The sequence below is a fragment of the Sediminibacterium sp. C3 genome (assembly GCF_000508085.1).
In the GTDB taxonomy this organism is placed as follows: Bacteria; Bacteroidota; Bacteroidia; order Chitinophagales; family Chitinophagaceae; genus Sediminibacterium.
The window spans coordinates 1,270,639-1,284,023 of sequence record NZ_KI669560.1 but is presented as its reverse complement, the minus strand read 5'-3'; the positions used below and the strand labels follow the sequence as shown (position 1 = coordinate 1,284,023).

General features: G+C 34.7%; 10 protein-coding genes. 1 reads left to right on the top strand and 9 read right to left on the bottom strand.

What is annotated here, in order from left to right; all coding sequences use genetic code 11:
* Positions 1-8: 8 nt before the first annotated feature.
* A complete protein-coding gene (locus F777_RS0105920; protein ID WP_026751230.1) occupies positions 9-1,073 on the top strand; it encodes a hypothetical protein in 1,065 nt (354 codons plus the stop codon).
* Here the strand turns inward: F777_RS0105920 and F777_RS0105915 are convergent.
* The 9 genes from F777_RS0105915 to asnB form a co-directional block, all read right to left on the bottom strand.
* Entirely contained in the window at positions 1,039-2,484 is a 1,446-nt protein-coding gene (locus tag F777_RS0105915) for a capsule assembly Wzi family protein (RefSeq protein ID WP_026751229.1), read from the bottom strand. The two genes, F777_RS0105920 and F777_RS0105915, sit on opposite strands and share 35 nt — an antisense overlap.
* 50 nt (positions 2,485-2,534) lie before the next feature.
* Positions 2,535-3,986 carry a capsule assembly Wzi family protein gene (locus F777_RS0105910; protein WP_161631489.1) on the bottom strand — a complete coding sequence of 484 codons (1,452 nt, stop codon included), beginning with the start codon at positions 3,984-3,986 and terminating at the stop codon, positions 2,535-2,537.
* A gap of 5 nt (positions 3,987-3,991) precedes the next feature.
* Positions 3,992-5,944: a polysaccharide biosynthesis protein gene (locus tag F777_RS15905; protein ID WP_051408464.1), complete on the bottom strand. Its 1,953-nt coding sequence runs from the start codon at positions 5,942-5,944 to the stop codon at positions 3,992-3,994.
* 70 nt (positions 5,945-6,014) lie between these two features.
* Positions 6,015-6,566 carry a sugar transferase gene (locus F777_RS0105900; RefSeq protein ID WP_026751227.1) on the bottom strand — a complete coding sequence of 184 codons (552 nt, stop codon included), beginning with the start codon at positions 6,564-6,566 and terminating at the stop codon, positions 6,015-6,017.
* 3 nt (positions 6,567-6,569) lie between these two features.
* On the bottom strand, positions 6,570-7,511 hold the full coding sequence (locus F777_RS0105895) for an NAD-dependent epimerase/dehydratase family protein (RefSeq protein ID WP_037369163.1): 942 nt from the start codon (positions 7,509-7,511) through the stop codon (positions 6,570-6,572).
* An 820-nt stretch (positions 7,512-8,331) separates the two neighbouring features.
* Positions 8,332-9,312 carry a class I SAM-dependent methyltransferase gene (locus tag F777_RS15900; protein WP_051408463.1) on the bottom strand — a complete coding sequence of 327 codons (981 nt, stop codon included), beginning with the start codon at positions 9,310-9,312 and terminating at the stop codon, positions 8,332-8,334.
* 2 nt (positions 9,313-9,314) lie between these two features.
* Complete coding sequence (locus tag F777_RS0105880; protein ID WP_026751225.1) at positions 9,315-10,322, bottom strand: NAD-dependent epimerase/dehydratase family protein; 1,008 nt, start codon at positions 10,320-10,322, stop codon at positions 9,315-9,317.
* Positions 10,319-11,470, bottom strand: coding sequence for a glycosyltransferase family 4 protein (locus F777_RS0105875; RefSeq protein WP_026751224.1), 1,152 nt, complete (start codon positions 11,468-11,470; stop codon positions 10,319-10,321). Before F777_RS0105875 ends, F777_RS0105880 begins: the two co-directional genes overlap by 4 nt.
* On the bottom strand, positions 11,461-13,374 hold the full coding sequence (gene asnB, locus F777_RS0105870; RefSeq protein WP_026751223.1) for an asparagine synthase (glutamine-hydrolyzing): 1,914 nt from the start codon (positions 13,372-13,374) through the stop codon (positions 11,461-11,463). The genes F777_RS0105875 and asnB overlap by 10 nt, the downstream gene beginning before the upstream one ends.
* Positions 13,375-13,385 lie beyond the last annotated feature (11 nt).

The following is a 13,385-nucleotide window of genomic DNA, read 5'->3' as shown; positions in this document are numbered from 1 at the left end:
AACAACCTATGCAATCCAAGATATTACCCGAAGATCCTGCTTTTGAAACCAAGCCCTATCAGGCACAGATTCAGGCTTTTATTAGCCTTCTCTTAGCTAAATGGAAATTCCTATTTACACTGGCTGTTATTGGATTTGGGGGGGGATTGATTTATCATTGGGCAAAACCCGTTGAATATATTGCCCGCACCAGTTTTGTGGTAGAAGAATCCAAAGCGGGAAGCGGAAATTTAATGTCTGCCCTGGCAGGTCAATTTGGATTTGATTTGGGAAGTTTGTCGGGCACCAGTGGGGTGTTGGCGGGAGACAATGTGTTACAGCTTTTAAAGAGCGGGACCTTGATTAAACAAACCCTGCTTACTGATTATGATGGAAAAAGAAGTCTGGCAGATGTGTATGCAGAAACGGAAGATCTAAAGAAGAAATGGGAGGGCAAGAAAAAAGTGGGTAAGTGGATTGATTTTCCTGTTGGGAAGAAAATGGATCGCTTGCAGGATAGTTTATTAAAAATAGTCGTTAAGAAAATTACAGAAAAGAACTTATCGGTATTAAAGCCCGATCGAAAGCTGGGCTTTTTTGAACTCAGTGTCATCAGCAAGGATGAAAATTTCAGCCAATTGTTCTGTACCCGTTTATTGAAAGTGGCTACTGATTTTTATGTAAATACCAAGACCAGAAGATTGCAATCTAATGTGCTGCGCTTACAGGCCAAGGCGGATAGCCTGGAATTGATGCTGAACAGGAAAACCTACTCAACCGCAGAAACCAATAAATTGTTGTTGAATGTAAATCCGGTTTATGCAGCCCCAACTGTGTCTGCTGAAATTTCTTCCAGGGATAAATATGTACAATCTACTATTTATGGAGAGATTATCAAGAACCTGGAAATCAGTAAGACGGCGATGATACAGGAAACCCCAACCGTTCAAGTGGTGGATTATCCAGATTTACCCTTGAATTCAACAGAAGAAAATTGGTGGGTAAAAGCTTTGAGCGGGATGCTGGCAGCCTTTATAGCAGGAGGGATATGGTTGTTCCTCACAGGCGGAGAATGGCCGAGAGGGATGCGCTAATATTGCGATATTCATTACCCGGTTGAAAATAATTATTGGGCTCTGTTTGAATAATCAACCATTGATAATTAAAGGTTCGCATCCATTGCAGTCTGGCATTAATCCAGATATTGTTGAATTGCCAGCTGGCAAAAGCGCTAGAGGAAAGATCGATCCAATGTCTTCTAAAATCTCCAATTCGTTCAAAAGCAAAATAATAGAAATCGCTATTGTGTCTTAGTCTTTCAAACTGCAATCCAATCTTGTTGTTCTTTTTTACCCAGGCAATTTCAATGTTCTGGCTATTGCTACCGGGACCAATACCCGCCCCGATAGTTCTCCCTAAATGGGTATAGCCATGTCTGACTTTATCGCTGGTGTACCAGCTATTAGGGTCCCGGATTAATTCTGCTGTCTGTGCCTGCATCTGCGTTAGTTCAGCAGCAAACTGAATATGGGCATTATTAGTAGTAGGGAATAATTTTCTGAATCCGGTAACATAGGCTCTTCTGAAATCCTTTAATGCACCAAACTCCATATAGAGTTCCGCCAAATCTTCAGGCATGCGGTATCTGGCATAAATTGCCCCTAAACTGGCTTTAGTTCCCCAATCATTGGCGTAGAAATAAGCAGCTCCCGAATAACCCAAGGTTAAGTTGGGCGTCCATTTGGGTGTCCAGCTTAGATGAATGGCAGTTAATAAACGGTCTTCCTGCATCTTGGGTTGGTAGACAAAATTACCATTGTAAACACTATTGATGCGCATTGGCAATACGCCAGACTCTTTTAGATTTCCGCCTATCCATTGAAAAGAAATTTTGCCCCATTTGGTATCAATTGGTTTTCGGGTATTGATGGTTGCATGCAAAAACCCTGGTGCATTGTAACTCATGATAAGCGCATTCTTCCATCCTGGCCCCCACCATATATTTTCAGAAGATATGCCTGCTTCCCAGTTTTTATTCCACTGGTATTTGATAAAGGATTGTCCTAAAAATGCTCTGGAATATGGGCCTTCTCCTATTTTAGCTGGCAGGTCAATATTATTGGCGAAGCGATAATAATCAGCCCAAGTCCTATCTCCTAATGTTTGAGATAGCTGTTCAAAATCCTGATTCTTGGCTTCTACCCATTCCGGATTCAATTGGACCTTCCATTTATCCCCAACACTTGCTTTAAAGCCTCCTGTAACTTGTATCTGATATCCTTTGGCTGCAATGACCGAACCCAAGTTATAGCCAGTTGGTAAAGCAGAATGATAAAGATGTGTCATCCCAATGGGTAGTAGCTCTATCTTTAGTTTCTTTTTATTAATGATTTGTTTGGATTGGTATAAAATTGAATCCGAATCGTTATCGTTACCCAATAATTGCTGCGTAATGGCTAACTCTCTATTAATATCTTTATTTACCCATTGGGCATGCAAAGCCAAATGCAAAAAAAATATGCTGCTTAAGAATATGACTAGCCCTTTACCTCTCACTATTTGAAATTGTATTGAATCATTAAACGGGAATGCAGATTAAAACTATGATTCCCTTTCTCCCAATTATAATTATTGGAGCGGATCAATTGAACCTTAGCACCCAAGAGCATATTTTTGTATTTCCATTGGGGCATCCAACCAATGCTTATGTCTGTCCATTTATTGAGCCTTCCTTCAGGATCTCTTTCCACTCTTTGCATCAAAAATCCATTGCGAATATCTCCATTAATCCAAGTAGCAGATACTGTTTGCACATTCGCCCCAAAACCAGCGCCAGCTCCTAGTATCTGATTTTGGTGTGTATATCCTTGAAATATTTGACTATGTACATACCAATTACCTGCATTTCTTACGATTGCATCCGGCGATTGACTCATTTGTGTTATTTCAGCTTCCAATTGGACATAATTCTCCTTTGTCTTTGGAAGCAATTTTCTAACACCAACGGTATAAGCATAAGAATGAGATGGTGCCATTAAATAGTCCCTGATATTCACTCCATAATCATTTTTTCCATATTCAACATAAATTTCAGCATTTGATTTGGGCAAAACCCAACGAAGGAAAAAGGAGGCTAATTGATCTCTGTATAAAGTATCATCCCCCGGATTATTCTGCTTCTGCAAAGCCAACCCAAGAACGGGTAGATATTTATTTACAAATCCAGCAGACTGGGATTGTACTTGTTCACCATACTGTTGAAGTGATCGAGTCATCCCCAGAAATAGCCCTTTTATCCATTTGGGCTGCCAACTAATCACATAAGCATTTAGGTAGCGCCAATCATCATTTATATTCCTAAGTTGATTGTAATTATTTTCATAAGTTAGATTTTTGTCTGAAGTAAGTTTTGCTCCAATTATATTGAATTCAAAACGACCAATAGGTGTTTTAATTGGTTTATTTGATCCAATAAATGCATGTTTAAAACCGGGCGAATTATTACTCATTAATAATGAGCTATAAATACCTGGACCCCACCACAAATTTTCTGATGAGACTCCTATTGATAATGGTCCTAAATGAGTCTTTATAGAGGACTGACCAAGAAGTACATTCGTATACTTATTTGCCCCAACAAGCAAAAATTCTGGAGCAGCCTGGACTTCAAAAACTCCATAACGGATATTTACACCTGGTCTAAAAAATGCTTGATATCCCTTAACCTGCATCAAAGACGCATCATTCCATCCATAGGAATTACGCGAGTTTACCTGTTGGGTTAAAATAAATGGAAGTATTGAGAAAGATGGCTTTATCCAAGATGGTTTTGCACCAGCAAGTATAGTATTATATCGAACTGAAAATGAAACTCCGGAATCATTATTTATCAATAGTTGTTGATTTCTAGCAGAATTGAGATTTAATTGTTCTAGATTGTATCCTTGGGCATTTAATTTTCCACTAAAAAAAAGAAAAATGTAAAAAGAAATAAAAAATGATTTCATGTGCATTACCCCACATTATTCATGTTTACGACAATCGGGGAATCTAATTTTTCAAATTCAGAATTATTGCTGATAAATTCTGGCACTAATGATTTCATAGCAGCTACTATTTCAATTACAGATGCCTGAATTTTTGCAGGATTAATCAGGGCATCAATCTGTAATGATAAACTAGCGTACTCCAACGTTCTAGTCTTTGCAATAAGAATTTTTTCATGATAAGTTGCCAAAGTATTTTCTGCATTATTCAAAAGCTCTTCATATAATTTTTCACCGGGACGGAGTCCACTGTATTCAATTTTAATATCCTCATCTGGCTCTAAACCAGAGAGTTTAATCATTTTACGAGCCAAATCTGCTATTTTAACTGGCTGCCCCATATCAAATACAAATATCTCCCCACCATTACCCATAGAGCCCGCTTCTAAAACAAGTTGGCATGCTTCAGGTATAGTCATAAAATAACGTGTAATATCGGGATGAGTCACAGTAACAGGTCCACCTGCTTCAATCTGTTTCTTAAACCGAGGAATTACCGACCCATTCGATCCCAAAACATTTCCAAAACGGGTAGTAATAAATTTAGTTCTAGATAAAGTTAGACCTGCTTGAAATAAAATTTCCTGGTTTTGGTACAAGCTCTGTACATACATTTCTGCAATGCGTTTTGATGCCCCCATTACATTAGTTGGATTCACAGCTTTGTCTGTAGAAATCATAACAAAACGCTCTACACCATATTTTATGGATAAATCAGCTAATAATTTAGTGCCGCCCACATTTGTACTAACTGCTTCTAATGGACTATTTTCCATCATTGGCACATGCTTGTAGGCAGCTGCATGGTATACAAAATCAGGTTGGTGTTTTTGGAATATTTTTTCAACAAATAATTCATTTCGAACATCACCCAAAGCCAAGATAAAATAATTGCAGCCCAATTCCTCTAATTCTAATTTTAAATCGTGCAAAGGGGTTTCTGCATGATCATTTAACACAATGTATTTGGGTCTGTATTGCAATAATTGGCGTACTATTTCACTCCCAATAGAACCCGCAGCACCGGTAACCAAAACTGTTTTATTATTGAGCTGTTTAAACAAGATTTCATTGTAAATTTTGATTTGTTCTCTCTCTAATAAGTCTTCAATTTTTACATTCTGCAATTGTTTAGTACTTAATTGCCCATTAATCCAACTTTTTAAAGGTGGTACTGTAAATACTTCGATTTTATTATCTAAACAAAAATCAACAATTTCATTTTTACGCTTTGAAGGCAATTTTTTAGTAGCAATGATTAATTCGTCAATGGAATATTGTTTCAACAAAACTTCTAACTGGGTAGATAAGCAGATTTTAATTCCATCAATATTCTTACCCACTTTACGCTGGTCATCCTCCAAAAATAAAACCATTTGAATATTGGCCGTCATATCATGCTCCAAAGCTCTTTTAGTAGAAATACCTACATCACCTGCCCCATAAATAGCTACTCTTTTTTTGTCTACATTAATAGTTGTAATGTATGAAAATAAATATTTAATTATAACTCTATAAGAACTTAAAGCAACAAAAGATAAAAGGGTATTGATGACTAATACCGAAGCAGAAATCACCTTCAATTCAAACCATTGAATCATAAACAGATTCAACAAATAAAAACCCACATTCGCAAAAAATACTACATAAAATATTCGGAAGGTATCCTGCAGCCCAGTGAATCTGATGATACCTGCATATACTTTAAAAAGTGTAAATAAAGTAATATTAAATGCAATTAGAATAAGTAAATTAATAAGTAATTGAGACTCATTAAAAACACTGAAATTAAAATCAGATCTAATTAAATATGCCAATAAAAAACAAGTGGAACTGATTAGAATATCTAAAATGAAAATTACCCACCTTGGTATTATGGATAAATTTTTAATCCTTTTTAAACGATAACGTTTAAGCATACACAATTAATTGGGATAGAAGGGGATGTCTAAGATAAGAAAGAATTCAATAAAATGAAATAAAAATGAGCTATTTTCCCACCCTGTCTCCAAAGCCCTTACCTAATAGAGTCAAGAAGATGTATTTGAAGTATTGTAGCAGACTAAATTCGGCAATCATTTTTGCATCAGTGGTAGCCAACAATGCAGGGGTTGACATATCTATTTTACTGATTTGTGCCAACCCTGTAATTCCAGGTCGAACCCGATATACATTTCTAATATCACGCTCTTTTATTAATTCTACTTGGTTATATAAATTAGGTCTTGGGCCAACAAAACTCATATCACCTATTAGTACATTAAATAGTTGAGGTATCTCATCTAACTTAGACTTACGTAAAAAGGAGCCCCATCTAGTAATCGCACTTACTTGTACCAAATGTGTGGCAACTGCTTGGGTGTTAATATCCATAGAACGAAATTTCAAAAGTCTAAAAACTTTTTTGTTGACGCCTATTCGTTCTTGCTTAAATATAGGGGAACCTGTATCAAAAAAACCGATTACAAGTAATAATAGAATAACTGGGCTTAAAATTAAAAGCCCTATAAAAGAAAAAATTATGTCGAAAAAACGTACCATTTTTTATTGAAAAGATTTAAATGTTTTTAATAACCCATCTTTACTAATTACTGGAAAAGGTTTGCCAATTGCTGACTTGATTTTTGCATTGCTCACCACATAAGATTCAGTTAGCTTTTGTAAACGTTCTTCATTCAGAGGAAGCCTAAATAGACTTCCGAATTTTGCAATTGATCGAATAAAAAATTTGGATATTTCCCATATTTTGGGTTTTCGATTTAGTGATTCTGCAATTATTGAAATTAAATCATTTGTCGATAAAGAAATATCATCAGCAACATGATAAACGCCTGAAGGAATACTGTCACGTTCAATTAATTCATTTACTACGAATAAAAGGTTTTCAATACTGCAATATGAGCGTTGATTTTCAAAAGCTCCTAATGGCCATGGAATTTCTTTGTTAACAAATTTATATAGTAGATTCAAATTCCCCTTATTTCCAGGACCATATATCATTGATGGTCTCAAAATATAGAGCCGTTTCCCAAAAGGCAATATTTGTTTTTGTAAATATTCTTCAGCCGCTAATTTAGATTTACCATAATCCGTAAAAGGTTTAGGTTGCATATCTTCAGTTAAGATACTATCTGCTTTATCTGCCAATGCCTTTACAGAACTTAAATATATAAAAACTGACGCATTTGATTGTAAAAAAGCATCAAATACTTGCTGTGTTAATACGGTATTAGCTCTATAATATTCGACTGAATTTGAATTTTCTCTAATATCGTGAGCTTTTCCAGCTGAATGTATAATAGCTAAGACTGAATAATCGGTTTTAAGAACAGATTCAAGATTATCATATCCAATATTCCGGGAATTCGAAAATTTATGAGACTTGCGTGAAACAGAAATACATTCATATCCAGAATCTTCAAAAAAATGGAGCGCATTTTGTCCTACAAACCCACTTGCACCGGTAATAACAATTTTTTTAACCATCAATAAATATATTTTTTCACACTATTATCATTTGGTATTGTTCAAAAGCATTATTTCTTTTGACTTATACCCTAAAAAATAGGAAAGCTAATCAGCAGCAAATTAACTTTTACAATTTGCTCATCTTTTAAAGTTAATTATAGGAACTAGGTTTCAGCATTAAAGCGTACTACACTACTCTTTCTGTAATCGATTGCTTTTCTTTATATTTTGGCTGAGGATAAATATTACTTTCATTAAATACATTGAAGGGCTTCAATATTTGAGGGGGGCAAGCAGGCTAAAAAAATCTAAAATCGATTTGTTTGATTCAGATGACCAAACAAAACAATGTGCTTAATTATATGTAAGAAAAATCCCAAGCAATATGTAAACGATTTCATAATCAATACAAGCGGCAAAAATATATTTCATCTAACGTTAACAACTTCTCTTAAAAATTTCCGTTTCGAGAAAATTATTCACTTAAATGCCAACTGCTTTTAAAATTTCAACCAATACTTATTCATTTTATGCAATGTTTAAACAAATAGAAAGAATAAAAATTACGGATATTGCCGACTCCATTAAATTCTAAACGTGAGAAAAGATACTAATTTCATTCAGTTTGCTATGTCTATCTGCATATTTTTGACAAAGAAAACATACACAAATACAAATTCATCATGACAAAATAAATAAAATGCCTGTAATAAACTAGGCTATATTCATTATCAAGATTATTATTCGATTATGTTGGAGAATATAATTAATTGGAAGAATTACTATTTTAAATGTAATTAGAAAAAACTATTTAGCTAGTTATATAATCAAATAAGTATTAAAAATTGGTTCGCTGATTCCCCATATAGTGATCAATGATTTGTTTTTGCGGCATTTGTGAATGACTTTTTCTTCCGAAGAAATAAATACCTGATGCAGCATCTATATTAAAACTTTGAGGTATTAAAATGTCGAATTTTCTAAGCCAAAAAAAAACAAATCTGAATAGTTTTCCTGCTTTTCTTGTTCGAAAAATTCCTGAGAAAAAAAAGTCAAGCGACCACAATAAAGAAGATCCGGCACCCGCAGTGTAGCCAGATGAAATCAATTGAAAATCCCTAAATAAATACCTATGCCCAGATTCAGAAAATCTCGTAAAATCATACGGACCCTCATGTACCTGCTGCATAAAAGGGGTTTCAGCATAAACAATCCCATTGGGCTTTAATACACGATGTATTTCTGCAACTACATCATGCGGAATTAGAACATGCTCTAAAACTGCCTGTATAATCACAACATCAAAAACAGCATCAATTATCGGAATAAAATGACCGTCAGCGATAAAGTCAACATGTTTAGAGTTATAAATATCAAAAGAAACTATATTATTTGAGAATTTACTGTACAACTCAGCAATTCCGCTACCAATTTCTCCACCTCCTACAATCAAGATTTTAGGATCTTTCAAAACTTCAATTTCCCCACAAAGCCTAGAAATATTTTTCCTAGTAATAGGACTTACGCCATTAATTAATTTTCGAATTGATAAAATAAGTCTTGAGCTGGTTCGTACTACATTGCTCTCACCTCCCTCATTTGCAAAAATGTTTTCATTAACCAATGAGTAAGTAAAATTAATTAAAACAGGTTTGCCATCAACTGACAGATATGCATTATCTGAATTTGTACAATCTGCATTAATGCAATAATACTTCTTATTTACAATTTTGAGACCATGGTTCAGACAATTTGGGCAAATAAAATTTGTTATTGGTAAGTTACCAGGTCCAAACATAAAATTATTATTAGATATCATTACTAAATTATTCTATAATATTCCTTATACCACTTTACAAAAGACTTCACTCCATCCTGAATTGAAGTTTTAGGCGAATAGCCTGTAGCAGAAATCAATTCGGTTGTGTCCGCCCAAGTTGCAATAACATCTCCTTGTTGCATTCCGAGCATCTCCAACCTTGCACTGATATTTAATTCAGATTCAAGGCAACTAATGAAATCCATTAAGTTCACCGGTGAGTTATTACCGATATTGAATAATTTATACTTTTCATTAATATCTGCTACTGATACCTTTAAAATACCCTCGACAATATCATCAATGAAAGTAAAATCACGACGCATATCACCATGATTAAAAACCTGAAGAAGTTGATTGTTAATAATCCTATCAGCAAATAGAAAAGGTGCCATATCGGGTCTTCCCCATGGGCCGTAAACGGTAAAAAAACGGAGTCCAATTGTCTTTAGATCATACAAATGACTATAAACATGAGCCATTAATTCATTTGATTTTTTAGTCGCAGCATATAAGCTAACTTGATGATCAGTTCTATCTTCAACCGATAATAATTCCTTATCACTCATACCATAAACACTAGAGCTGCTCGCATATATAAGCTTTACCACTCCATTATACCGGCAAGCTTCCAGAATATTAAGAAACCCAACTATATTGCTATTAATATATGCTTTCGGATTTTCAAGGCTATACCGTACTCCAGCCTGAGCAGCCAGATTAATTACCAAATCAAACTTCTCTGTTTGAAACAACTGCATTATCCCACCCGCATCTTCCAAGTCCATTTTCATAAACTTGTAATTAGGCAATCTGGAGCTTTGAGTTAAAGCATTGTAGTGAATATCTGACTCATTTATTCCACTTTCTCTTAATCTGTCATACTTTAAGCTAGTCGGATAATAGTCGTTAATATTATCAATCCCTATTACTTCATAGTTTAGATTTGCATAACACTCAACGGTATGAAAACCAATGAAACCAGCCGCACCAGTTATAAGCACTTTCATTTTGAATACAACATTTCGATTTGTGAAAAAATAATGGTTTCTGAAAACTTAGAATTAGCCATTGCTCTACTTTGTAAGCCAAACGCTTTAAGCTTTGGGTTACTTATCAATTTAAGCACATGTTTTTTTATTTCTTCTGAAGAACGGGGTTTGAAAAGATAACCATTCTGATCTTCCCTTACTGTCGTTTTACAGCCTGGAGTATCTGTAGTCAATATAGGTAAACCCATTGATAGTGCTTCCAGAATACCTCGCGGAATACCTTCGCGATAATAACTTGGGTAGATAAAGCCATCAACTGCTGCAAGCAACTCCTTAACATTGTCCTTTCGTCCTAAAAATTTCACTGCTGGACTGTTTTTATATTTCTCTATGTAGGACTCCTGAACATGCCGAGGGTTGTCAATATCAGCCCATCCCACAATCCATAATTTAATATTAGGATTAAGGTCGTTTAACTGCTGGAAGGCCGTTGTCATTTCAACTATTCCTTTTTCCAATATTAGTCTTGTTACACAAATGAATATAAAATCTTGCTCTGAAATACCAAACTCTTTTCTTAATGACTTTCTATCATACAGAGATTGGTCGAATATACTAGTATTAACACCACTACCATTTATTAAATAAATTTTTTTTTCCCAATACCCACTAAACCAAAGTTCAGTTTTATCATCTTCATTCTGAACAATCAAGGCATTGGCTCTTATCAATTTTAATTGGAAAATTAATTGACTGATAAACCGGAGTGCCAAATAGTATACTGAAAAATTTGAAAATGCTATTCCCAGACCAGTCACATGCAATACCACTCTTCTTCTATTAAAAAAATTAGCCAATACATTTAACAAGTTGGGCTGAAAACGAAATGAATGCACAATATCTATACTGTTTTCTTCTGCAACAATTTTGTAAATCTTAGTTAACCTAATAATTTGACGTATTCCTTTATTCTTTCTATCAAGATCATACCCTATAACGTGAATACCTGCATCCTTGATGTTCTCGAGGTAACCATCATTCGGAACTAAAGCAAAAACCTCGTAGCCCTGCTTCTGTAGAAATTTAGCAAGTGGTAATCTAGCTTTAAAAAAATCAGAGGAAAAATTTTCAATCAACAATACACGTTTTGCACCTACTACTTCCATTGTTTATGCCATTTATATAGGGTAAAAACAAACCAAATGAAATGTGCATTAACAGCATCTTGACCTTGAAAAAAACCTGTTAAAAGTTTTTGAAAAAAACTCTGATTAAGCCCAAATACTCTAAAAAATTCATAATCAAAGCTCATTGCTTCAATTTCGTGTCTCAGGTATGTTTTCAACCAATTTTTTATTGATACGGAGAATCCCTGTTTCGGTCGATCAATTAATTCTCTATCTACATACTTTTCAAGCACCCTTCTAACAAGATATTTATTCTTCCCTTCTTTAGAAATTTTTAAATGGTCAGGAATTGTAAAACTATACTCGATCAGCTTATGATCAAGAAATGGTTCCCGAGCTTCCAAAGCTACACTCATCGAAGCCCTGTCAACCTTAGTTAATATATCTCCCGGTAAATATGAGACCATATCTTTCAGACCCATATAACTGATTAAACCTTCACTACCATTAAGTTTTTTAGAAATAATAGAACTTATCTCCTGAGAAGTAAATTCTGAAATCAATTGATCGTTACAAAATGATGATGATCGATCAAACAAATCATCCAAGTTTTTTGCAAGCAGTGTCTCTTTAAGCTTATGATACTTATCTCCTATCTGCGAGTACCCTTTATAACTTAACTTAGAAGCAATTTTCTCAATCACTCCAGGTTCAACATGTTTTGAAAAATCATACAACATCTTTCGTACACCTATTGGAACATTTAGTATACCTCGATTCTGATAGATAAATTTATACTTTGAATATCCCCCAAATAACTCATCACCACCGTCACCTGAAAGGGCAACTTTTACATTTTTTCTTGCTATTTTAGAAACAAGGATGGTAGGTATTGCTGAAATATCTCCAAACGGCTCATCATAAATATAGGGCAATTCGGGAAGAGCTATTTTCAAGTCCTCATCCGTACATATTACACTGGTATGATTAGTGCCAAGTTGTTGTGCAATTTCTTCAGCTATCACTGATTCATCATACTTTTTATCTTCAAACCCAATTGTAAATGTTCTTATTGGTGTAACTCTGTCCTTTTGTAAAAGTGCAGCAACTACTGATGAATCGATCCCACCACTTAAAAAAACCCCCACTTCAACGTCTGAAATCATTCTCAGATTGAAGGCTTCCTGCATTTTAATTTCAAGTTCATTAATACATTCTTGCTCACTTTTTACTTTTATCACTGCATTCTCAGCGACTTGATTAATATCCCAGTATTTATAAATCTTAATCTTGCTTTCTTTGCCGAACTCCAAAATAGACGCCGGAGGAACTTTTTTTACATATTTATAGATACAACTGCTCTCATTAAAATATCCTTTTTTAAAATAAAAAGGCAAACCCGAAACGTCAATCTCCTTGTCAAAATCAGGATGCATATGAAATGCTTTCAGCTCTGAGGAGAACATGAACAATCCATCTTTATGATAATAGTAGAGTGGTTTTACACCTACTCTGTCACGACAAAGAATTAACTTCTTTGTTAATTTATTCCATAATGCAAATGCAAACATACCTCTAAACTTATCAATTGCCGCAAAATTCCAACAATTGAAGGCCTTAAGCACTACTTCTGTATCAGAATTGGAATTAAATGTATATCCCAATGAAATGAGCTCGTCCTTAATAGAGCGAAAGTTATAAATCTCACCATTGAATGTTATAACCCAATTTTCCCAGCTCATCGGCTGATGTCCACAATCTGATAGATCAAGAACTGCAAGCCTTGTATGCCCCAACGCAACTCCTTCATCGTGATCAATATAAACACCTTCTCCATCAGGTCCACCATGAATTAATGAACCAATCATACTATAAATCAATTGATCATCAACAGAATTATCATAGTACTGTCCTTTTTTTTTCCATCCTACAATTCTACACATTACATATTTGA